Below are 23,411 nucleotides of genomic sequence, written 5' to 3' on the forward strand. Positions count from 1 at the left end.
GTGAAAGAAGCGCGGGGCCCAACAACGAGAGAGCCCAAAAGCAGGCGAAGGCTCAGTGCATGAGGCTCCCTACCCACCTCTTCACTTTACCTTGCATTGTGTCTCATCAGCCAATTCCGTGCAGCAGACATAGTAATGCTGATGGGGCCAGCAGCCGGCGGTCTTGACCCTGTCCCAGTCAGTCCTTTGCGTCCAGACGGTCTTGGCCCAACCCGCGATGGCATTCACGAGGTCCTGGCTGACGCCGTAATGTCTGAACTGCGGAAGCATGTACCAGATCCTGTTTCCGAGGGTGCCATCGTAGTGGCCAGTAATCGCCTCCGTGGTGGTGGCCGTATTGGGATTTCTCAACCAGACGGCGGGGTCTGGATATTGGCGGGTCTTGTCCCACCACGTGGAGAGCAAGGCCTCCATGATGGCCCTGCGCTCATCCAGCGAGGTATCGCCCCAGCCCTTTATGAAGCCTGGCACCACGAGCCTGGAGAGATCCACGACGGTTCTCGGCTGCCATCCAGGAGAAGGAATGTTCGGATTCAGGGGCTCCTCATCCGGAGCGGGATGGGTGCGCAGCCCATCGGGCCCGATGCCGTTGTCCGCCACCTGCATCGCCTTCACCAGCCAGAGCGTCAACAGGCCGTTCAAGGGGACGTACAGGTCGGTTGATTGATTGGCGGGGGTGTACTGAAGCTCCGCCAGGAAACCATAGGCGTAGGGCCAGTCGATGGGGCGCTGTCCGTCCCGGCCGAGTCCGTCGGAGTGATTGCCGTGGTAGAGGACGAACGCGAGCTGGTACCACGCCGCGGAGAAGTAGACGAACATCAGGGGGGTGTTGTTGCCAATTCCCGTCTTGTCACGAATGAGCCCCATCAGGTGGGGGGACGTGTCGAAGCTGCGGTTGTTCATCCATCCCCACTCCTCCCGGGACGAAGGGAAGAGCTGCTTCTGGTGCCCCTCCAGACCAAACTCCTGCATGATCTCCCACATCTTGACCATGGACCAGAGTCCGATGGAGTAGATCCTCTGGTTGTACTCCACCGTCTCGCGGAGCGGATCTTTGTTCTCTTTGTAGGTGGGGTACCTCGTGCTGAGGAACTGGTAGAGCGAGAGTGTCCAGTACTGGCTCGCGTGGAATAGCTTGGCGTTATAGGTCGTGTACCCGTCCGCCTTCACCTGGCGAGCACGCTCGCGCATGCTATCTTTAAGAGCACAGGGCCCATCTCCATTATAACAGGTGTAGGCGTCGCTGTCGGTAAAGACACTGCCCCACCCGTCCTTGGGATGGATGGTAGGCAGCCAGTGATTCCAATCCGGGAGCTGCAGAGGAATGGGCGTGGTGCGGGTATTGAGGTTGCCCGTCGTGAGCACGGCTTGCTTGTCGATTTTCTGGGGGAAGCCCGGGAAGATGTACGGGAAGATGTCCCGGTCCTTCTCCAAGACCTGGTCGATGCCCGCCCCTGCCGCCCAGTGCGTCACGGGCAGGCCAGCCACGTTAGGACCCGGCTGGTACGGTGGATTCCAGGGCCGCCCCGGATTGGGAATGCCCTGAAGGGTCCGGATATAGGAAGCGATCTTCTTGCCCTGCTCCTCGTCCAGCCCGTGGAACTTTGAGCGCTCGATGATGGAATGGTTCGAGTAGTTGAAGTACTTGAGGTCCCTGCCGTCCCGGGTGTGGCAATCCATGCAGCGCGCATTGATCTTGGACGGATCCTTGCTGGATTGACGCAGGACGGCGTCGCGCCACAGCGCCGCACCCTCCGCGATGGAGGTCTCATCCGAGTAGGGAGGCTGCCAGGTGTTCGGATCCTCTTGCGTGAACAGGCTCTCCGCGAGGACCCGGCTGCCATCGAGCCGGAGGAAGTTGAGCTTCAGCACCCGGAAGCCAATGGATCGCCCATCGGATTCGTTGAACTTGAAGTCGAGCTTGTTCTCTCCGGGCACAAGGGCACCGGCCGGGACATCGACTCGCAACTTGAGCGTGGCGAAGGCCCCACCAATCCCCCCGTAGTTCTTCCCCAGCCCTTCGACGAAGGCAGTCGAGTTGTTGAGGGAGATCCACGCCCCCTCATTGAAGCGGATGCTCGCCTTGTCTTCGTAACTCAGGCTGTGAACCTGCAGCCAGAGCTTGAGCGGGGACTGGAGCTCCTGCTCGGGGAGAGGAACGGTGACGGACCTGACGGTCTCATCCGCGCCGAGAACCTCGAGGGGGAAGGTGACGACCTGTCCCTGGCTGGTGAGCGCGAGAGACGAGGAGCGTGAGGCGACCTGTGATGGCTGAGGGCTGCATGCACATGTGGCCAGGGCCACGAGCGCGAGGAGGGTCCTCCTCAACGCTGATTCTTGAGATGGCATGCCTTGAACCTACTGCGTGTCTGGCTTCGAAACACATAAGAAATCCATTCACCTGCGTTTCTCACTCAGACACAATATCCACACATTTCCGTTCGAGTGGGATCTCAAGTTCCCTGGAAATGAGCGCCCCGCGCCAGGAGGGTTCTTCAGGGCTCCCCGACCAGCTGCTGGGTCGTCACCACCCGTGCATACGTCGAGATGATGTCCGTCGCATGCGCATGCAGGCTCTCCTCGCTGAGACGCGCGCTGGCCTTGGCACGGGAAGCATCCGAGACGAAGACCATCTTCTGGCCCCGATGGTACCCCTCGATGATCGTCGACAGGCAGCACATGGTGGAGCCGTAGCCGATGATGATGACTTCGTCTCCCCGCGCTGCGTGCCGACTCATGGCCTCGGCGAAGTCAGGGGCCGAGTAGCAGGAGAAATTCCCTTTGTGGATCTCCCGCTCGTCTCCCTGCGGCTCGAAGCCCTGGACGAAACCGGAGTACGCATCGTCCTGGTTGAAGATCGCCCCGGCCTGCAGATGCCGCACGTGGTAGATGGGCCAACCCTTGCTCCGGGCTGTCTCCAGCACCCGTCTGCCATTCTCGAGTGACGGTCCGATCGACGCGATGTGGAAGGCCCTTCCGGGAGTCACGTACTCGCGCTGGACGTCCACCACTACCAATACCTTCTGCCCCATCTCACTCCCCCTTGTTCGAAAGAATCTTCTGGATGAGCGCGCGGTTGAAGCCGCGCCGACTGGCATAACCTTGCAGCGAGAGAAACTCGTCCTGGGTATGCATTCCCCCGCCGTAGGGCCCCAACCCCACCAACACCTCGATTCCGGTACTGGCCAGGTGGTTCCCATCACTTGCGTAGCCCACGTGTTTCGCCTCGATTCGCTGCCCGGCCGAGGCCGCCACCTGGGAGGCCAGCTCGCGCAGCTGGAGGGTGCGCTCCGACGGCAGGTTGGGAAGCTCGGCCACCGTCTCCAGCGTCGCCGTGGGAGAGACGCGGAGCACCGGATTGAAGACCGTCATCTCCTTCCGAATCCGCTCAATGCGCTTCAAGGTGGCCTCCAGGTCCGCCTCCCTCCGGTAACGGATATCCAGCATGAGGCTCGCCTCTTCACAGACGATGTTGGGCTTCGTGCCCCCGGAGATCGTCCCCACGTTCACCGTCAGCCCTCGCTGGAACGATGTCAGGGCATCGAGCCGACTCGCCTTGTGGCTGGCCTCCACACAGGCATTCACGCCGCGCTCCGGCTCCAGCCCGGCATGCGCCCCGCGCCCCTTCACCGTGAGCCGCAACCATCGTACCCCTGACTGCGAGGCGACGATCGAGCCATCTGGCAGGCCCGGCTCGAAGACCAGGGCAAAGGGGATTCCCCGCGCCGCCTGTCGCAGCGCCTCTTTCGAGTGAGGGGAGCCCACCTCCTCATCATCGTTCAGGACTACCTTGATGCGCCCGAGCAGCCCCGTGTCCCGGAGGCTCTCCAGGACGTCCAGCAGCAGGACCACGCCGCCCTTCATGTCGATGACCCCGGGACCCATCAGCTTGTCCCCGTCCCTCCTCAGTCCTTGGGAGGAGCCAGCCGTTCTCTCGAAGACCGTATCGAGATGGCCCACCAGCAGGAGCTCAGGCTTCGACCCCGGCGTCTGGAAGGACAACAACTTCCGCCCATTTCCCAGGTCCGTGGTTGTCGTCACGAAGCCCAGCGCCTCGAACTCGGGGATCAGCACTCCGCGGACCTGCTCCAGGCCCTCCACGTTCTGTGTTCCGGAGTTGATGCCCACCAGCTTCTCCAGGAGGCCCTGCCACTTGGGCGACAGGCCCTCCCCTTCCTGTCGAGGAAGGGGAGCAGCCTGTGCCACTGCTGCCACCAGGAGCAATCCTGGAATCCACGCGGTGGCGCGCCTCATACCCCCTCCGCGATGGCCCGCTGAAGCGCCTGCTGCGCCTCTCGCTGAGGTTGCTCGAGTGGACCGGGACGCGCCCAGGCTCCCTCCGGCCGGTTCAGCACCATGGGGCCATGCGCCACCGTCAGGCCCGCCGGCGCGACCGGGAAGCGCGCGTACATCTCCACGTAGTCGTGCTCCGAGAAGTGGAAGTTGTCACCGAGCCGATGGAAGCCGTACTGCTCGTAGAACGACTCGAGCCGCTTCTGCGCATGCAGGTAGAACTCGCGGTAGCCCTTCTCCTCGCAGAGCCTCAGCATGAACTGAAGCAGGGCATGGCCATAACCCCTGCCTCGGTAGGCCTCGCGAATCGCCAGCCGCTCCAGCTTGGCGAAGCCCGCGAAGTAGCGGATCCGCCCCGTCAGCGCCGGCTCCCCATCGACCAGGCCCAGAATCTGCGTCGACGTGAAGTCGTTGAGGTCGAACTCCTCGTCATAAGGGCAGTTCTGCTCGTGCATGTAGACGATGCCACGCACCAGGAAAGCCTTGATCAAATCCTGCTCGCTTCTCACCACCCGGATTTCCAAACCGGTCGTGTCCGGAAGGCACGGGAATCTACTGGCGGACATGGACAAGCACTCCTTCCTCAACTCGATACGTCATTCCCTGCAATTGGAACTCCCGTGCGCCCTGGCGCAGGTGCTCCAGAATCTGCTCCACGATACCCGGCGCCATCCCGCGGGCCCCCTTGCGGATCGCCGTGGCCGACACCCGATCGATACGCTGGACGGGGTAAGGGTAGATCCACCCGCACTCATCATAGATGTTGCGGACCCACATGCCACCGAGATCGCTCCCGTGGATGCCGTGGATCGGCTCGTTCGGGTGGAGCTTGCGGACCTTGTCGAGGACGCCATAGAAACCACGCCGCTCGTACTCCTCGGGGAAGGACAGGACCTGGACCTTGTCTCCCAGGCCTGCTTCGGCGAGCGCCAGTTCGATGAGCTCGCGACGGGTCTCGAATTCATAGAAGCAGTTACCCGTGGGGAAGTAGTTCATGTGCACGTCCGCCTTGGACGTCTTCGAGTAGACGCGCATTCCGGCTTCGCGACGGGCGATGACGATCTCCCCCTTGCGCAGGGCCTCGGCGTGGAGCTTGGGAACCACGGTGGTGTGCAGGTACACGCGGCTCACCTTCCGCTCCGCCAGCACCCTCCGGATGATCTCCAGGTGGGTGTTGTGGAAGGGGTTGAAGGTTCCGAAGAACACGGCCACGCCTTTACGAGGTGCCAGGCGCGCCCGCAGGTCAGACAGAAGCCCGAGTCCGAAGACCAGACCTCCGAAGAAGAGACCCACGGCGTAGAACAGCGTCCGAGCCCAGGGGAACCCGAGCGTGGCGATCGCGGTGACGACCACGTTCATGGACAGCCCCACGATGACGTTGCGGTTCTTCTCACCGATGTCCCGGCTCGCCAGGCCCAGGGCGATGTACTGAATTCCCTGCGAGGCGGCCGTGGTCAGCAGGGAGATCCAAAAGACCCCGCCCAGGAAGGCAATCTTCTCGGGGGCGATGACGCCCCCATAGAGCATCCCGGAGAAGATGCCGAGGTTGAACAGGAGCTGCGCGGCCAACCGTCCCAGCCGGCCCGGAGTCACCATCGCCGTGCGGAACTGGAGCTTCTCCTCGATCTTGTTGCTCAGCTTGGAGTAGTGCGGGAGGAAGAACCCGATGAAGACCGCCATCAGCATGAGCGTGGGATTGCCCCAGGCGCCATGCCCCCCGGCGTAGGCCAGGTACAGCAACAGGCCGATGGCCAGGCCGTACTGCGTGGAACGGCTCTGGAAGTAGCGGCCCACTCCGGAGCTCCCGCCCCCACCACCCGGTCCCTTCGTCGCCGGGGCCTCCGAGCCCGCGAGACTCAGGCGTGCCGGCTGGAGCGCCTGCACCACCACCTGACCGTGTCCCTCTACTTGTAGCGACTGACCCGGCGAGAGGATGTGGTCCACCGAATCGCCCTCGCGGGTGAGCCACACAGAGCCCTCGTTACACGAGAGGCTCAGCCGCTCCCCGTTCGCCCGGTATTTCCACAACGCCCCTCGCTCGAGAGACAAGCCTCTGTCGAAAGAAGAATCCATCCGTCATCCACCTCCTGTCGCGCGAGCCCCATGGCTTGCGCACGCCCCGAGGCAGAAGGGGTCACTCGCCTTTGTGAAAAACGTGACGAGAGGATGATGAGGCATGCTCCCAGAGCAGGCGAGCAGTCACCCGGATGATGGGCTCGGGAATCCGGCCAACTCCAGGGGATACGGAGGCGAGGCGGCTCACCAACGATGTTCGGTCATGAGGCAATCGATGAGCCGCGCGTCACCGAGCCCGAAGTTGACCGTCCGAGGAACAAGGTCTGGAACGGGGGTGAAGAGAACGTCATTCGACAGGCGCGTGAAGCCGAAGGTGGACTCGATGAGTCCGGCGAGCTTCACCTCGTGCGACTGGAACTCTGGGGGAAACGGCGGAAAGCGGAGCCAGCTTTTCAGCTCAGGGGGATTCGACCTCTGCATGTGGGATGCGTAGAGGGCATATACCGGCGCGAGCTGACTCAGCAGGCACACGACGCTGTCGTAGATGGGAGCACCTGCCACGAACCCAGGGAGGGACACGCGGCAGCTGTAACAGGGATCACTCATGGGCACCGTTGTGTCCCAGACGGAGCAGTCGGGGAACTGCCCACGCAGCCGCTGAACGAAGTCGTTCCAGGCTGGTGACCTCCCTACGTTGAGCTGGAGCAGGGACTGAAGGCGCTGGGTCTCTTCAGAGACAAGGTAGCGAGGATCTTCCTTCTCCATACCCGCTGGGTAATAGCGGTGAACGAGTTGGACGAGCGCGTCGACAGTCAACTCCGGCTTCATGAAGGCGAGCTCCTCGATTCAGTCCGCAGAGGGAGACCTATCGGTCATATCTTCTGGGAAGCGAGCGGGGGCTTTTACTCTCACGGAAACGTCGTCCTGGGAACGCCTCCACTCAAAAAGCCAGAGACTCTGGCACCAGGAATGGTGCCGAAGTCCTTGTCGCCCAGAATGCTCTGCATGTGCTTCCTGAACTGATCACAGGCGAGTGCAGTTGGCTGCCGCTCACGGAGGACCCTGCGAGCGGCCTCGTCCGCCGCCTTGGCCGCCGCCACTTGTGCGAGTGCATTTGAAACCAGCCCGTTCACATTCCGTTCCGGAACACCCACCTCGATATCGCAAGTGGCGGTGACTGGGAAGGAAGGGGATATCCTGCTCAGCAGCACGATCACCTGGGCGACCTTCCATCCTCCTTCTTCTGGACCGGTAAGGGGCACGATACTGAAGAACTGGAAGGTGGACGGCGGGACATGACCACCAACACATGCAAGCCAGGCTGCGCCGAGGAGCGCCAACAACAACGAAACTCCACGTGCGGCCAATGAGCGCCGGGCGTGCATGAGTCCTCCTATACGAGCCTGGGGAGGCCACGGGCTGGGTGGAACCAGCCCGTGCCTCTACCCTTTACGCCCTGGCTCAGTTAGGCGTGACGCAGGAGCAGGTGCTGGCCTGGCTGTAGCAAGCGTTGCTCGAGCCGGCGGCCACGACGGAGTAGCAGTACTGCCGGCCCGAGGAGACCTCGGTGTCGGTCCAGGTGGTGCCGGTGACAGTGGCCTTGAGGGCCTTGCCGAAGTTGCAGCCGGCGTGACCTTCGGTCTTCAGCACCCAGTACTTGGCGGCGTTGGTGACGCCCGACCAGGAGATCGCCACCTGGCGGGTGCCAGGGGTGAGGGTGACGGAGGGCGTCGCGGTGGGACCCGTCGAGCAGCCGCCGTTGCGCGGCGCCGGGGTGCTGCAAGCGATGTTGTGCCGGTTGAAGGCGTTGTAGATGGCCGTCATGTGCGGCGTGCCGTCATTGAGGTTGCCGTTGTCATCGTCGGCGGCGAGCCACTGCATGTAGCCGTTGGTGGCGCCACACCCGCTGGAGGTGCCGGCATTGCAGTCACAGGCGTGCCACGAGCCGACGTTGCCGCTGCCCTGGTAGAAGAGCTTGTTGCCAACGATGAAGGCCGTGTTCGTGTCGTAGTTGAACGGCGCGGCGCGCAGGTCGCGGGCCACCAGGTCCCACGCAGCCTGACGGGTGGGCGCGGCGGCGCAGTGCGTCTGGCGACCGCACAGACCGGAGGACGTGGTGCACTTGGTGCACACGAAGTTCTGCGGGGTGTCCGGAGTGTTGTCCGAGTGCTGGGCCCAGTCCGCGTCACGCACGCCCGAGCAGTTGAGATCGCAGTGCGGCGTCCCGCCCGTCTGAGCCTCGTTCTGGTTGTAGCCAGTCCCATCCGCCGTCATGCCGCAGCCCTTGTTGCTGGTGGCGAAGAAGCCGTGGCCCACGCACGAGGTCTGCAGCCGGTAGATGGCCGCGATGTCCGCGTACCCCTCGCTGGAGGCACTCAGCGAGCCGTTGGCATCGTTGTCGTCCAGGCCATGGCCCCACTCGTGGTCGAACACCGCGCCAATCTCACCGGTGTTCCGGCAGCCGCCACCGCTCCGGTAGAAGTTGACCGTCCCGCCGCCCCAGTAGGCGTTGCAGGTGCTGGCGATGTTGACGTTGGCGGTGAGCTTGCCATTGACCCAGGTGTTGGAAGGGAGCCAGCCACGCGCCTGCTCCGCCAACCTGTTCAGCTCGTAGAACGCCGAGCGGGCCGCCGGGGTGTTGCCCGTGGAGCCGCCTCCCGTGGTGCAGTCGTGCTGGCCGTTGGAGCCACCCAGGCTGATGCTGCCAGAAGCACTGTTGCTGATGGTGCCGCACCTGTCGCTGATGCCGATGTACTTGCCATTCAGCGTGGTCGTGACGGTCCCGGAGGTGTAGCTGAAGATACCGGCGCCGTTCGTGTAGTTGTTGGGGGACGCGAGGCCCGTGTTGGCCCAGGGCATGGGGTAGTTGGCCTGCATCGAGCCGCAGGTCCCATCCGTCGGGCAGGTCTCGGTGTTCGTCAGCGGGTAGACGCCACCAGAGATCTTCGCGTCGATGTAGTGGTTCTTGTCCTCGAGGGCGATCACCTCACCCTTGTGGGCATCGACGAGCACCTCCCAGTTCGCATCGTCCCCCTCGTCCTGGAAGCCGAAGGACCAGACGAGCTTGTGGCCATAGCCCTCGCCCTCCGCGACAGGCACCACCTCCAGGCGCGCGTCCTTCGAGATGCTCTTCGGGCTGTGAGTCAGGCCGGCGCGGGACAGACCCCGCTCCATCGCCTGCCCCGCGGCGACGAGCGGCAGGGTGCGGATCCTCACGTTGCCCCAGCCCTCGGTGCCGATGAGCACGAGGTTGCCGTGGCTGATGGTGGCCGCCAGCCGGCCCTCTCGCACGGGAATGCCTTCGATTTGCTGCGGGATATGGACCTGCCAGAGGTGCTCATTGACCTGCGTGACACGCGGCGTGCCGAGCTGCGACGCGTCGATACCCAGCACGTCCGCGTGCTCGCGGGCAAACTGGACGACGAGCTCGCCCACCACGGACTCGTCCACCCCGCCCACCGCGCGGCCGAGGCTCTGGCCCAGGCCGCTCAACGTCACCCGGTTGTCCATGCCGTTGCCAGGAATCAGCGGGATGTGACCCTGGATGCTGGTGGCCGCACCCGAGCGCGGATCAATGTAGACGTTGAAGTCCTTCCCGTAGCGCTGGAAGAAGCCGCTCAACGCCCGCTCCCTCAAGGCGTTCAGCCTTCCCTTCGTCCGGGCCTCACCGATCGCGAGGTTGTTCGAGCTGATGGAGAGCTCGGGACTGAAGAAGGCATTACGGGCGACTGCGCTTCGCGACGGCCCGTGCTCGGGTTGCACGACGGCCCAACTCGCTCCAGAGCTCAGGACCGTGGCAAGCGCCACGGTGCCCAGGAAACGCTTCATGTCACACCTCTTGGATTAGACCTACGGGGGTTAGACCTACGGGGGGCTGGATTTGCTTGCTCTGCGGGTCGTACGGAGAGATCCGTACTGCCCGTGAATCCTGCCTTGTCAGAGGTGCGTTTTCCAGAGCGCTATAAGAAATATAAAATGAAGACTCAAAGAGGATTCATGCGGCTGCCATTCTTCAGCATTCCTGGATTCCTGAGGCGGAACCCCGTGGCAGTGGGGGTCCTCGGGACGTTCCTGCTGAGCCTCGTGCTGCGGCTGCTATTCCTCGAGGCGTCGATGGATCGCCACTGGCCGTTCTCCATCTTCTTCTATGGAGACTCCCGCTTCTTTCACACCCAGGCCCTCGACTGGGCCCGAGGGCGGCCCGCGCAGGCGTCGCTCCCGTACCATCCGCCGTTGTTTCCCTGGAGTCTTGGGTTGCTGTACCAACTGCTGGGGGAGCCACGAGGCAGCGCCCATCCCTACAAGCTGAGCCTGGCGCTGCTGAACTCGGCCACGGTGGCCTTCACCTGGTGGTGGTGGCGCCGGGTGCTCGGGGAGGGGTGGAGCCTGTTGGGCGCGGTGCTCTTCTCGGCCAGCTTCGGCTGGCTGGTGCTCTCGACGACGTACAGCAACGAGGTGCTCTACGTATTTTTCCTGTCGGCCACGTGCTGGCTGATGCTTGAGCACCGGAGCGGGCTGTCATGGAAGGGCGCGGTGCTCCTGGGAGGAGTGATGGGGCTGGGTGCACTGACCCGCGCCGAGCACCTGCATCTCTGGCCCTTCCTGCTCCTCTATGCCTGGCTCTACCGAGACCGACAGGCCCCATTGCGCGCCCGGCTGGTGCGTTGGGCGGGGGCGGTGGGCGTGTCCCTGGTGGTGCTGGCACCGTGGGCGCTCCACAACGCGCGAGTGCTCCAGGAGCTCAACGCGCGGACGCCGGGACTCGAGCCGCTGCCCGTGCTGGCTCCGGTCACCGTCTATGGCCCTATCAACTTCGCGATGGCCAACCACGCGGGAGCGACGGGCGGGTTCACGCCAGAGCTGATCAACCGGCTCGGACAGGATGGCCGGCTGGACGCGGCGAATCCGGCCCAACGCCACTTGCTGCTGCACGGCTATGAGGAAGGTCTGCGGTGGATGAGCGAGCATCCCGCCGATGCAGCCCGCCTGCTGGCCGCCAAGCTGGGACGTTGGCAGGACGGCCTGAGCCTGGGGTTCGGCGTCTCCAACCTGCCCGGGGGGCTCCAAGGAGCCCGCGCGCCGGTGGATGTCTTCGTCCCGGAGAGCACCTGGCTGAAGTGGCCGCTCACGCTGCTGCTCCTCCTCGGCGCGGGGCTCTCGTTGCTCGCGCCCTACCGGACCTTCAGCCTGTTCACCCTGGTGCTGCTGCACCGCGCGCTCATCACCCTGGCCTTCTTCGGGTACACGCGCGGAATGCTGGTCCTCTTCCCGGTGCTGGTGCCGCTCATCCTCCTGCCCGCGAAGGCCTTCGTCTCCAGCCGCCCCGCCCTGACCGGGAGACTTCCGGTGCTCGCCTCATGCGCCCTGCTGCTCCTGTGGCTTGAGGCCGGGACGCTCGCCCTGCACGGTCCCCGCGACTTCATGGCGAGCGGAAGTACCGATCGTATGAGTGGCAAGCTTATCCAGGACGATTGGGTCAAGCTCTGGCCAAGACCCTGAGTGCTCGAAGGACGAGGACAGAGGCATCGCCGTACCGGGCATCAGTCGGGCAGAGACGCGCTCATCGCCGCGTTCCCACGAGCCCGAGGCATGGAGTAAGGCATGCGCTCAACGGAGTCGGAACGCAAGCGCTCCAGGTGGCGGACAGGGGCCGCTTCCAGGCGGAAGAAGCTCACCATTCGCAACAGGCTCTGCGCCTGCGCCGCCATCTCTTCGGCGGTGCTCGACAGCTCCTCGGCCGACGCCGCGTTCCGCTGCGTCACATCGTTCAAATCGCTCATCGCCTTGTTGATCTGGCCGACGCTCGCCGACTGCTCGCTCGAGGAGGCGGCAACGTCCTTCACCAGCTGCGACGTCGTGCCAATCGCCGGGACGAGCTCGCGCAACCGTTGGCTCGACTTCTCGGCAATCGTCACACTGTTCGACGCGACCGTGACGATCTGCTTCGCGGCGCTCTGGCTTCCCTCCGCGAGCTTGCGGACCTCGGACGCGACGACCGCGAAGCCCTTTCCTTGCACCCCCGCCCGCGCCGCTTCGATGGAGGCATTCAGCGCGAGGAGGTTCGTCTGATAGGCGATCTCCTCGATGACGGAGATGCGCGAGGCGATCTGCTTCATCGCCTCCACCGTCTCGGCCACCGCCCGGCTGCTCTCCTCGGCCTCGACTGCGCCCTTGTACGCAATCGCCTCCACCCGGCGGCTGCTCTCGGCGTTCTTGACGATAGAGCTGCTCATGGACTCGAGGCTGGTCGTTATCTCCTCGAAGGTGGCGGCCTGCTCGCTCGTGCTACTCGCGAGGGACTGGGACGTCGTCGATACCTGCGATGCGGCCGAAGAGAGCGCCGCCGCGCCGTCGCGGACCTCGCCAATCACCTGCGCCAGTCGGTCGCGCATCGAACGGAACGCATCGGCGAGAATGCCAATCTCATCCTCGGACCGGAGGTCGAGAGCAACGGTCAGATCGCCGTCCGCGATGCGGGTGGCGACGGAGGAGATCGTCTCGAGCGGCTTCGTGACACGGCGGATCACGATGAGGACGGCGAGGCCGAGCGCGAGGAGAGAGAGCGCTCCGAGAACGAGCGTGAATTGTCTCAGCGCGTGAGCCGGCGCGAGCACCTTGTCCAGGGGGGCGAAGACGGCGAGCGCCCAGGGCGTCACGGTCTTCCCCACACGGATCGGAACCACCACCTCGATCGCCTCGCTGCCGAGCACCTCCGAGTGGACACGTGCGGAGAACACGCTGTTCTTCGAAAGAGCGGTCTTCACCAGCGCCTCGGCGGGAGAGGTGCCGAGTGGCTTCCCGCGCCGCTCCGCGGACGGGTGCGTGACGAACGTGCCATCATTGGAGACGAGCACCGCGTACCCCGTGTCGAAGGGGGTGAGCGCCGACACCTGCTTCTGAATCTGCTCGAGCGAGAGATCGGCTCCGATGACTCCGACGGCCCTGCCCTCAACCTGGATGGGCACGGCGATCCCCGTGAGCATCATCGACTTGCCGGCCACGGTATAGGCGACGGGGTTGACCATCGTCTCGTTACCGCTCCTCAGGGGGAGGAAGTAGTAGTCGCCCGCGCCGCCTTCCTTCTCGTAATCGACCAGTGGCTCCAGTCTGATGCTTCCGTCACCCCGGTTCCAATACGGGATGTAGCGTCCGGTGGCATCCGTGCCGGGCGTGTTCACGTATTTCGCATCGAGCCCGTCGAATGCGTTCGGCTCCCAGGCCGTCCAGACATCGATGAGCTTGGGATTCTCCTCGAGCACCTTCCGCAGCGACGCGTCGGCGAGGCGACGATCGGTCAGACCGGCGACCTTCTGGGCCGCGAACACCTGCCCGAGCGTCCGGACGGGGACGAGCGCCGCGTTGAGCTCCGCGGTGACGAGCTGCGCATGGTGCTCGGCGATCTGCAGGGCAAGCCGACCCGCCTGCTCCTCGGCGACACGTGAGGACTGCTGGTTGACGACGAGAACGAGAACGCCGAGCGCGATACTGATGACACTGCACAGTGCAACGAGGAGCTTCGCCGCCAGGCTCTTGGTGAATCTCAGGGTGGTGGAAGTTTCTTGGCTCATCCAGCCCGGAAGTAGCGCATGGGGCACGTGGTTGTCTTTGGTACGCCAGATGAGTCAGGGCCGGGCTGGCTCCTCGCCCACCTGGAATGCTGGGTAGAGACCTGGAGAGGAGGCAGGCGCCCGGCTCGAAACGCTTCGGGTCCTCGCGCATCCGTCGCCGGTCCAACTTCTCAAGACCCGGCCGCTCATGGCGTGCCGCGATGGAGCCCTTCATCCATGTCGAAACTCTTCGAACCCATCACTTTGCGCAGCGTGAGGGCACGCAACCGCACCGTTGTCTCTCCCATGTGCCAGTACTCGGCGGTGGACGGGGTCGCGAACGACTACCACCTCACCCACCTGGGCCGCTTCGCGCTGGGCGGGTTCGGCATCGTGTTCGTGGAGGCCACGGGCGTCGCGCCCGAGGGGCGAATCACCCACGGGGACGTGGGCCTGTGGAACGATGAGCAGGAGGCGGCGCTCGCCCGTATCGCCACCCTGCTCAAGAAGCAGGGCGCGGTGCCCGCGATTCAAATCGCCCACGCGGGGCGCAAGGCCTCGGCGCAGCGGCCATGGCAGGGAGATGGTCCTCTGACCCAGGCCGACGTGGCGGCGCGCGGGGAAAAAGAAGGCCCGTGGACCACGGTGGCGCCCAGTGCCCTGCCGCACGCGGAAGGCTGGCACGTGCCCGAGGCGTTGACGGAGCAGGGGCTCGAGCGTCTTCGCGGCGCCTGGCGCTCGGCCGCGCAGCGGGCCCTGCGGGCAGGCTTCGACATCGTCGAGCTGCACTTCGCGCATGGCTATCTGCTGAACGAGTTCCTCTCGCCCATCTCCAACCACCGCACGGACCGTTATGGCGGCAGCCTGGAGAACCGGATGCGCTTCCCGCTCGAGCTCGTGGAGATCGTCCGCGCGGTGTGGCCCCAGGACAAGCCCGTCTTCGTCCGGGTATCCGCGATTGATGGCGTGGAGGGAGGCTGGACGATCGAGGACACGGTGGTCTTCGCCCGAGAACTCAAGGCCCGGGGCGTCGACGTGCTCGACTGCTCGTCAGGAGGGGTCGCCAACCGCTACAACGGCCCGGGAGGCCCGGGCTACCAGGTGCGCTACGCCGAGCGCGTGCGCCAGGAGACGGGGCTCGCCACCATGGCGGTGGGCGCCATCACCGACGCGAAGCAGGCGGAGGAGATCGTCGCGGAGGGGAAGGCGGACCTCGTGGCGCTGGCTCGTGAGGCGCTCGCCGATCCCCAGTGGGCCCTGCAAGCTCGGCGCGCCCTGGGAGCGGATCCGCTCGACTTCACGGACTGGCCCGTCCAGTCGGGCTTCTGGCTGCAGAACCGGGAGCGGTCGCGCCAGAAGCGGCGGTAGCCCGCGTCCCGGGAGTCGCTCCCCGCCGCCTCCAGCGCCACCGTCTTCTTCAACGCCATCAGCACAAAATTGGCGGAGACGGTGGCCGAGATAGTGTGGTCCCGCACCACAACAACCTGGAGGAGCATTGAAGAGAGGCATCCGCGTGGCGCTGGCCACGCTGCTGATGAGCGGGCTGCTGAGCGCATGTACACAGATCGAAGGGCCCCAAGGGCCCATGGGTCCTCAAGGCCCCGCGGGTCCCGCCGGAGGCCCGCAGGGTCCCGCCGGTCCCAAGGGCGACCCGGGACCTCAAGGTCCTCAAGGTCCGGCGGGTCCTCCGGGTTCTTCTGGGGGCACGCCCATGTGCACACCGGGTGCCTCGTTCTGCGAGGGTTCGAAGCTTTGGGCCTGCACGAAGACGGGAACGGACGCCGTGCTCACCAGCACCTGCTCAAGTGGCTCGGCGACGAACCCCGCGGGGTGCTTCACCACTGAGTGCCCTCCAGGCACGGCCGGGTGCTGCCGGACCAGCAAGCCGACGTGCAGCTGGAATCTCACCACCCCGGCGATGAGCGGCAGTTCCTACGGTACCGACGTCAATGGTAGCACCATCCTCCCTCCGACTGGTGGTGCCCTCTGCAGCGTGTTCCCGGTGTGTAGCGGCGCCGATTTAACCGTAATGTTCTACCCCATCGGGCTTTCGACGGTGTGCGGCACGTCCAACTACGTTCACATGGTGGTGCAGCGCTCCCAGATTGCCCCCGGGGAGCGCATCACCCTGCCGAGCTCACGAGTGAGTCTGAGCATCAACAACCCCCAGGATCTCACGAAGAAATGTTACGCGTGGACGGGCACCGTCACCTGGAACTCGGATGTACCGAGCTGGAGTGTCACCCTCGACGCCACCTGCAGCGAGACGGGCAAGAGCAGCATCAAGCTCGTCGGGACCTTCAGTGGCGACCAGTGAGTCACGCTCCGGGTGACACGCTCGTCTCCTGGAGTGCGTACTGACGCGAGAAGGGACCCGGGCCACCTCACGGGTCCCTTCCCTTCTTCCGTCTCCTTCACCCTCCCGCTTGCTACCCAAGCGTCGGAGCGGCACCGTGCGCGCCCCTCGCGCCGGATGCCCCGGTGCGAACGGCAACAGGAGACGACAGGATGAAGGGTGTTGGATTGATGGCCGTGCTCGGCCTGATGCTGGGTGCCTCGACCGCGCTGGCGGCCGGCGAGGTCCAACTGGTGCACGTCACCAGCTCGCAGTGCCCGCCCACCTCTGGCTGCTACCGCACGCTGTACCTGCGCGGCATCGTCGAGGTGCAGAACATTGCCTACGCGAAGACGGTGACCGTCCGCTACACCGCCGGCAACAACGTCTGGACGGATGCCGCCGCCAACTACGTGGGCCCCTCCACCGCCGGCAAGGAGCTGTGGTCCTTCGACATCGCCACGCCGAACGCCACGCGCTTCGCCCTCTCGTACACGGTGAACAGCGCCACCTACTGGGACAACAACGGCGGCCAGGACTACCGGCTCGCGGACTACCAGTTCGACGCGCTCCTCACCTACCCGGACATCAGCGGCGCCACCGGCCAGCGCGACACCACGAAGTCCGCTGTGGTCGGCAACATCCTGGTGAAGAACCGCAGTGCCCAGAAGACCGTCACCGTGAAGTACACGGACAACAACTGGGCCACCACGAAGACCGCCACCGCCACCTACGTGGCCACCCTGCCCTCCGGTGTGGAGTACTGGGCCTATGAGGCGCCCGTGTCGGCCTCGGCGCCCTCGAGCAACCTCCAGCTGTCCTTCGTGTACACCCACGCTTACGGCACGACGACGGACACCAACTACGGCCGCTACTACCGTGTGGTGAGCAACACCGTCACCCGCTGAGCGGCACATGACGTCCGGGCCCGTCCGACGTCTGCCCGCCTGTTCTCCGGACGACGGCACGGGCCCCTCTCACCCTGTCAGGGGGGATGCGCAAGCGAGGGCCCCTGTCCATTTCAAGCACCCTACCCTCTGGCGCATGTAGCCACCTCGCCCCCCTTGGCACCGCACCCCGCGGTCCCAAGCTTGTCGATGACGCGCCGACCCCACCATGCGTAGGTGGTGCGACCAGAGGGGGAGGGCATTGATGGCGGAGGGCTACGAACAGGCTGAACCCTCTCTGGAAGGGGCGCACCCTGGCAGGCGACTGGGCAACCGCTTCGAGCTCACCCAGCGCATCAAGCAGGGCCGTGGCATCACCACGTGGCTCGGGGTGGACCTGCACACCGGAGCGCGTCTTGTCATCAAGACGACCTCCGCCGTGTCTCTTGTGCCCACCGCCCGACAGCGGCTGGAGCACGAGGCCAGTGTGTTGCGCACCTTGCGCAGCCCCTACCTGGTGCCCGTCTTGCACTTCGGGACGGGTGGGGACCTGCTCTTCCTGGTGACGCCGCTCGTCCCCGGGGTGTCGCTCCAGGAACGGCTCACCAGTGGCACCCTGTCCGTGCCCGAGGCCCTCATCGTGGGCCAATGTGTGCTGGCCGCCCTCGCCGAGGCCCACTCCCACGGCATCATCCACCGGGATGTAAAGCCCTCCAACATCATCGTGGAAGGCCGCCCCACCCTCACTCGCGCCACCCTGGTGGACTTCGGACTGGCGCGCAGTGAACGGTTGGACCCGTCCCTGCGCGACCTGCCCGTGGGCACCGCGCGCTACCTGTCTCCTGAGCAGGCCGGGCTCCTCAACCGTCCGGTGGAGGCCCCCTCGGACCTGTACGCGCTGGGCGCCGTCCTCTTCGAGACACTCGCCGGCCATCCGGCCTTCGATGGCGCCTCCGTGGGAGAGGTGCTGCGCCAGCACCTGGCCGCGCGGCCCCGGCTGCGCAGCGCGGGCATCGAGGTGCCCCGCGCCCTCGAGGAAGTCATCGCACGGCTGCTGCAGACGGACCCGCAGGACCGCTACCAGTCCGCCGAGTCCGCGCGCGAAGACCTGGGCGCCATCGAGGTGGCGTTGGCCCGCGGCGAGCAGGACCCCGAGCTGGTGGCGGGCGCGCACGACATGCGCCACAGCCTCACCGAGCCCTCCTTCGTGGGCCGCCATGACGAGCTGGCGCTGCTGGAGCGTGAGCTGGAGCGCTCGCGCTCCGAGCCGGGACGGCTGCTGGTGGTGGAGGCCGAGAGCGGCGGTGGCAAGAGCCGGCTGCTGGAGGAGTTCGCCACGCGCGCCCGCCAGCACCGTGCCTGGCTGTTGCAGGGCCAGGCTGTGGCCCAGTCCGCGCAGCGGCCCTTCCAGCTCTTCACGGATGTGGCTTCAGGAATTGCCGCGGCGGCCAAGGAGCGGCCCGCGTTGGCGGAGCTGCTGCGCGAGCGGTTGGAGGAGCAGGCCGCGGCGGTATGTATGGTCCTACCCCAGTTGCAGCCCGTGCTACGCCCCGCCCAGCAGCAGGGCCTGGGCCCCGAGTCGCTGGGCGAGAGCCGCGGCATCTGGGCGCTCACCACGCTGTTGGGCGCGCTGGGTACGGAGTCGGAGCCAGCGGTGGTGCTGCTCGAGGACTGCCAGTGGGCGGATGAGCCAACACTCCGGGCCCTGGAGAACTGGCAGCAGGCGCGCCGGGACACAGTGGGGCACGTGATGATCGCCGTGTCCTTCCGCACCGAGGAAGTGGGGCCCGGGCACGTGCTGCGCCGGCTCCATCCAGACGCCCACCTGAGGCTGGCGGCCTTTGGCACCACAGAGGTGGTGCGGATGCTGGAGTCCATGGCCGGCACCCTGCCTCGCGAGGCCACCGAGATGGTGGGGCGCCTGTCCGAGGGCAATCCCTTCATGGCCTCGGCGGTGCTGCACGGACTGGTGGAGGACGGCGCGCTGGTGCCAGGCCCACGAGGCTGGCAGGTGGAGCCCGAGGCCATGGCGCACGTGCGCTCCTCGCGCCAGGCGGCCTCCTTCCTGGTGCGCCGGTTGAAGCTGCTGCCGCCCGAGGCGCTGCGCCTGTTGTCCGTGGGCGCGGTGCTGGGCAAGAGCTTCGACCTGGAGCGAGTGGCCTCCCTGTCGGACACGCCACGCGAGCAGGTCGTCAGCGCGCTCATGGAGCCACGGCGGCGACACATGCTGTGGGAGGGCAACAACGGCCGCTACACCTTCGTCCACGACAAGCTGCGCGAAGCCCTGCTGGGGCTGCTGCGGCCCGAGCAGCGCCGGGAGCTGCACCGGCTGGCGGCGCGCTCCATCGCGGCCACTCCGCCCGTGGACCCCTTTGAGCTCGCCTACCACTTCGACGCGGCGGGAGAGCACGCGCAGGCCCTCCCGTACGCCCTGGTAGCCGCCGAGCGAGCGCGGCAGCAGTTCGCCCTGGAGACGGCGGAGAACAACTACCGCATGGCCGAGCGCGGCGCGGCCCGGGCTGATGCGGGCACCCGCTTCCGCATCTACGCCGGGTTGGGAGACGTGTTGATGCTCCGTGGCCGCTACGACGCCGCCCAGCAGCAATTCGAGCTGGCCCAGTCACTGGCCCGCGACAGGCTGGAGCAGGCCCGTCTCTGGTCCAAGCTGGGCGAGCTGGCATTCAAGCTCTACAACAAGGAAGAGGCCGACGCGGCACTGAAGCAGGGCCTGAAGTTGTTGGGGCGGTGGGTCCCCCGCTCCAACGTCTCGGCCGCGATGGGCGCCCTCTGGGAGCTCATGGTTCAGGCGGGACACACGCTGATGCCAAACCTGCTGACAGGGCGGCGCTCGCTGGAGAACGGCGAGGAGGACCTGCTCGCCGTGCACTTCTACAGCCGCCTGACGTACAGCAGCTGGTACTTCGGCAGCCCCATCGCCACCTTCTGGACCCACCTGCGCGAGGTGAACACGGCCGAGCGCTACCCACCCACCCTCGAGCTCGCCCAGGCCTATTCGGAGCACGCCCCGATGCTCACCATGGTGCCATGGTTCAGCCGGGCAACCGCCTACGCGGAGAAGTCGCTCGCGATCCGCCGGGAGCTGGGGGACATCTGGGGCCAGGGCCAATCGCTCCACTTCTACGGGCTGGGCCTCTACGCCGCGGGCCGCTTCGAGGAGTCCATTGAGAAGTGCAGCGAGGCGGTGCGGCTGCTGCAACGCACGGGAGACCAGTGGGAGGTCAACAACGCCCACTACCAGTACGCCATGGCCCTCTACCGGCTGGGCCGGTTGAAGGAGGCGCTGGAGTCCGCCCAGCGGCTGCACGGGGCGGCGCTGGCCATCGGAGACCAGTACGCGGTGCGGCTGGCCCTGGAGGTCTGGGCGAAGGCGTCCCTAGGACACATCCCGTACAGCCTGCTGGAGGGCTCGCTGGCCAACCCCGGCCAGGACACGCAGACGCACGCCAACACCCTGCTGGCCGAGGCGCTCCGCCGGCTGCGCGAGGGAGACACCGCGGGCGCGGTGACGATGTTGGAGAAGGCCGACAAGCTGGTGGAGCAGGCCCACCTGCGGCAGGAGTACGTAGCGCCCATCGTGCCCTGGCTGGTCACCGCGCTGCGCATGCACGCCGAGAGCATCTCCCCGCTCGCCCCCGGGGTACGCGAGCAGTGGATGAAGCGAGCGGAGAAGGTGGCGCGACGTGCCCACTCGCTGGCGCGCAGCTACCGCAACAACCTCGCCCACGCACTGCGCGAGCGGGGACTGCTGGCCGCCATGGCAGGCCAACCGCGCCGAGCCCGTCGCTGGCTGGAGCAGAGCCTGAAGGCCGCCGAGGAGTTGAAGATGCGGTACGAGCGCGCCCAGACTATCCAGGCGCTCGCCCGCGTGGGCAAGGAGCTCGGTTGGCCGGGAACCTCCGCCTGGCAGGAGGAGGCCACGCGCGAGCTTCAGGAGATGGAGCAGGACCTGGGCACCGAGCCCCGCGAGAGCGAAGGGCCGACGGAGCACCCGGGGACCCTGTCGCTGGTGGACCGCTTCCCCCGGGTGTTGGACGCGGGTCGCCGCATCGCCTCGGCCCTCACCCGCGAGGCGGTGTTCGAGGGCGTGCGCCAGTCCATGATGGAGCTGCTGCGCGCGGAGCACTGCGTGGTGTTCACCCCGGAGACAATGCTCCCCGAGGACCAGCTCGCCGCGGCGGGCGTGGGCCGCACCGCCATTGGCAGGGCCATGGAGACGGGGCGCCCGGCGGTGATGGGACAGGGCATGCCCGGCGGGGTGAGCGAGAGCATGGAGATGCTGGGCGTACGCTCGCTCCTGTGCGCCCCTATCCAGGTGCGCGGCAAGACGGTGGCGTGTGTGTGCGTCAGCCATCGGCAAGTGGGCGAGCTCTTCGGCGAGGACGAGGAGCGCCTGGCCTCCTTCGTCTGCATCCTGGCCGGTGCCGCGCTGGAGAACGCCGAGGGCTTCGAGCAGATGGCCGCGCTCTCCGAGGAGCGGGGCCGGCTCTACCGCGAGGAGCAGGAGGCGGTGCGGCGTCGCGACGACTTCCTCTCCATCGCCGCGCACGAGCTGAAGACGCCCCTCACCTCGTTGCAGCTCCACCTGCAGGGCCTGATGAACCAGGTGCGCCAGGGGATGGAGCGGCTGCCCCCAGAGCGGCTTGGCGCCAAGCTGGAGTCAGCCAACCTCCAGACGCAGCGCCTGGGCAAGCTGGTGAACGAGCTGCTCGACATCTCGCGCATCGCCCAGGGGCAGATGCTGGGCAAGCTCGAGGACGTGGACCTGACGCAGGTGGTGCGGGGGGTCGTGGAGCGCTCGCGCGAGGCGCTGTCCCGGGCCGAGTGCGAGCTGCGGCTCACCCTGCCCCCCAGCATGGTGGGCCACTGGGATGCCATGCGGTTGGAGCAGGTGGTGCTCAACCTGCTCACCAACGCGACGAAGTACGGCGCGGGCCGGCCCATTGAAATCACCCTGGAGGGCGACGCCACCCAGGCCCGGCTGCGGGTGCGTGACGAGGGCATCGGCATCGCCGAGGAGGACGCGGCGCGCATCTTCGAGCGCTTCGAGCGCGCCGTGTCCGTGCGCCACTACGGCGGCTTCGGCATCGGGCTGTGGATTGTCCGGGAGATCGTCCAGGCACTCGGCGGAACCATCGAGGTGGAGAGCGCCCCGGGCAAGGGCGCCACCTTCACCATCACCCTGCCCCGCCGCGGCCCCGAGGAGCCTCGGGGCGGCAACGGAAACGGCGCTAGCGACGCGTGAGCACCATGTAGATGACGTTCTGCACGCTGTCGCGGAACTGCTCCACGGAGGCGATCTCCTCGGGGTTGATCTCCGAGGCAAAGGCCCGCACCTGGTTCTCGTCCCGGTAGAGCAGCCACCAGTCCATGAAGGCCTCCAGGTACCCGGCATCCGGGGTGCGGGTGGCGAAGTTGCCCACCAGCAGGCGCCCACCGGGGCGGAGCATGCCAAAGAGGAGCCGGGTCAGGCGCGAGGCCACGGCCTCGGAGAGGTAGTCGTACAGACCCGCTGAGTAGATCAGGTCCATCTCCGGGAACGAGGTCTTGCCCATCAGGATGGAGCGCACCGTGCCACAGACAGGCCGGACAAGGTGGCTCGGGTGCTGCTGGGCCACCACCTCCAGACTGTCTGGATCTTGATCGAACGCGATGAAGTCGCCCACGTGGCCCTCGGCGACAGCGCGCGAGTGCTCGGCCTCTCGCAGGTGCCCGCAGGCCACGGAGAGGATGCGGGGCTGGTGCACCCGCTCGGCGGTGGCGTCGATCTCCTGGGCCAGCAATTCCCGCCGCTCGCGGACGCTCCGAGGGCCGGACTGGTTCCACAGGAAGTGGTAGATGTCCCGTCCCATGGGCGACAGGGGCCCCTGGTGCTCCTCATAGAGGTAATCGATGAGCACCGCGTCCCCTGCGTAGCCCCGAGGCTTCTCGAAACCATGCCGGGTATAGGGGCACTGGTGGATGACCTCACGCAGAGGATGGGTCCGGACAATCTCCAGGCAGAAGCGGGTCCACTCCTCGCGGTCCCACTTGCGATGCAGCAGGGTCAGTCCCCGAAACAGGGACTCCAACGCGAGCTGCAGATCATCACCTCGAGAGATCTGCCAGTGGACGTCATCCAGCCAGCAGACCGCCCGTTCGAGCGCATTGCTCCAGTCCACCCACTCCATCACGGGCGCGGCCAATGCGTTGCGCAGCGTTTTGAGATCGCCAGGGAGGGCAGCATCGCTTGAAGACGACGACGACGAAGAAGAGGAGGGAGGTCCTTCCATCGCCACCAAAACGAAGAGCCATCCCACTCCCTTCCCTGTGACA

At 66.1% G+C, this 23,411-nt stretch carries 16 protein-coding genes; 5 read left to right on the forward strand and 11 right to left on the reverse strand.

The genetic code is table 11. The features are described from left to right. Positions 1–81: 81 nt before the first annotated feature. The 8 genes from F0U60_RS45305 to F0U60_RS45340 all read right to left on the reverse strand — a co-directional run bounded on the left by F0U60_RS45305 (position 82) and on the right by F0U60_RS45340 (position 10,137). Entirely contained in the window at positions 82–2,328 is a 2,247-nt protein-coding gene (locus F0U60_RS45305) for a hypothetical protein (RefSeq protein ID WP_395809731.1), read from the reverse strand. Between the two features lie 167 nt (positions 2,329–2,495). Next, a complete protein-coding gene (locus tag F0U60_RS45310; protein WP_395809733.1) occupies positions 2,496–3,032 on the reverse strand; it encodes an isochorismatase family protein in 537 nt (178 codons plus the stop codon). Position 3,033: 1 nt separating this feature from the next. Then, complete coding sequence (locus F0U60_RS45315; protein WP_395809735.1) at positions 3,034–4,254, reverse strand: M20/M25/M40 family metallo-hydrolase; 1,221 nt, start codon at positions 4,252–4,254, stop codon at positions 3,034–3,036. Further along, a complete protein-coding gene (locus F0U60_RS45320; RefSeq protein ID WP_395809737.1) occupies positions 4,251–4,859 on the reverse strand; it encodes a GNAT family N-acetyltransferase in 609 nt (202 codons plus the stop codon). The genes F0U60_RS45315 and F0U60_RS45320 overlap by 4 nt, the downstream gene beginning before the upstream one ends. Beyond that, the gene (locus F0U60_RS45325) at positions 4,846–6,366 is read right to left on the reverse strand and encodes a DUF2917 domain-containing protein (RefSeq protein ID WP_395809739.1); all 1,521 of its coding nucleotides are present in this window, start codon (positions 6,364–6,366) and stop codon (positions 4,846–4,848) included. Before F0U60_RS45325 ends, F0U60_RS45320 begins: the two co-directional genes overlap by 14 nt. A 186-nt stretch (positions 6,367–6,552) precedes the next feature. Next, entirely contained in the window at positions 6,553–7,137 is a 585-nt protein-coding gene (locus F0U60_RS45330; RefSeq protein ID WP_395809741.1) for a hypothetical protein, read from the reverse strand. An 80-nt stretch (positions 7,138–7,217) separates the two neighbouring features. After that, positions 7,218–7,694 (reverse strand): hypothetical protein, encoded by a 477-nt coding sequence (locus tag F0U60_RS45335; RefSeq protein ID WP_395809743.1) that lies wholly within the window; start codon positions 7,692–7,694, stop codon positions 7,218–7,220. 76 nt (positions 7,695–7,770) lie between these two features. After that, positions 7,771–10,137 carry a PepSY domain-containing protein gene (locus tag F0U60_RS45340; protein ID WP_395809745.1) on the reverse strand — a complete coding sequence of 789 codons (2,367 nt, stop codon included), beginning with the start codon at positions 10,135–10,137 and terminating at the stop codon, positions 7,771–7,773. A 168-nt stretch (positions 10,138–10,305) separates the two neighbouring features. On the opposite strand from F0U60_RS45340, the gene F0U60_RS45345 reads away from it, so the two are divergent. Beyond that, complete coding sequence (locus tag F0U60_RS45345; protein ID WP_395809747.1) at positions 10,306–11,808, forward strand: glycosyltransferase family 39 protein; 1,503 nt, start codon at positions 10,306–10,308, stop codon at positions 11,806–11,808. Between the two features lie 41 nt (positions 11,809–11,849). On the opposite strand, the gene F0U60_RS45350 is transcribed toward F0U60_RS45345, so the two are convergent. Further along, the gene (locus tag F0U60_RS45350) at positions 11,850–13,877 is read right to left on the reverse strand and encodes a methyl-accepting chemotaxis protein (RefSeq protein ID WP_395809749.1); all 2,028 of its coding nucleotides are present in this window, start codon (positions 13,875–13,877) and stop codon (positions 11,850–11,852) included. A gap of 216 nt (positions 13,878–14,093) precedes the next feature. Between F0U60_RS45350 and F0U60_RS45355 the strand changes: the two genes are divergently transcribed. Further along, complete coding sequence (locus tag F0U60_RS45355) at positions 14,094–15,224, forward strand: NADH:flavin oxidoreductase/NADH oxidase (protein ID WP_395809751.1); 1,131 nt, start codon at positions 14,094–14,096, stop codon at positions 15,222–15,224. Between the two features lie 300 nt (positions 15,225–15,524). Here the strand turns inward: F0U60_RS45355 and F0U60_RS45360 are convergent, their stop codons facing one another. After that, the gene (locus tag F0U60_RS45360; RefSeq protein ID WP_395809753.1) at positions 15,525–15,698 is read right to left on the reverse strand and encodes a hypothetical protein; all 174 of its coding nucleotides are present in this window, start codon (positions 15,696–15,698) and stop codon (positions 15,525–15,527) included. Between the two features lie 187 nt (positions 15,699–15,885). On the opposite strand from F0U60_RS45360, the gene F0U60_RS45365 reads away from it, so the two are divergent. The 3 genes from F0U60_RS45365 (at position 15,886) to F0U60_RS45375 (ending at position 22,341) form a co-directional block, all read left to right on the forward strand. Next, positions 15,886–16,173 (forward strand): hypothetical protein, encoded by a 288-nt coding sequence (locus tag F0U60_RS45365; RefSeq protein ID WP_395809755.1) that lies wholly within the window; start codon positions 15,886–15,888, stop codon positions 16,171–16,173. A 191-nt stretch (positions 16,174–16,364) separates the two neighbouring features. Beyond that, positions 16,365–17,099: a hypothetical protein gene (locus F0U60_RS45370; RefSeq protein WP_395809757.1), complete on the forward strand. Its 735-nt coding sequence runs from the start codon at positions 16,365–16,367 to the stop codon at positions 17,097–17,099. Between the two features lie 244 nt (positions 17,100–17,343). Beyond that, complete coding sequence (locus F0U60_RS45375; protein WP_395809759.1) at positions 17,344–22,341, forward strand: ATP-binding protein; 4,998 nt, start codon at positions 17,344–17,346, stop codon at positions 22,339–22,341. Here F0U60_RS45375 and F0U60_RS45380 read toward each other — a convergent pair. Next, on the reverse strand, positions 22,328–23,266 hold the full coding sequence (locus F0U60_RS45380) for a class I SAM-dependent methyltransferase (RefSeq protein ID WP_395825732.1): 939 nt from the start codon (positions 23,264–23,266) through the stop codon (positions 22,328–22,330). The two genes, F0U60_RS45375 and F0U60_RS45380, sit on opposite strands and share 14 nt — an antisense overlap. Positions 23,267–23,411: the final 145 nt, after the last annotated feature.

Origin of the sequence: Archangium minus (assembly GCF_044360475.1) — a bacterium.
Lineage (GTDB): Bacteria > Myxococcota > Myxococcia > Myxococcales > Myxococcaceae > Archangium > Archangium minus.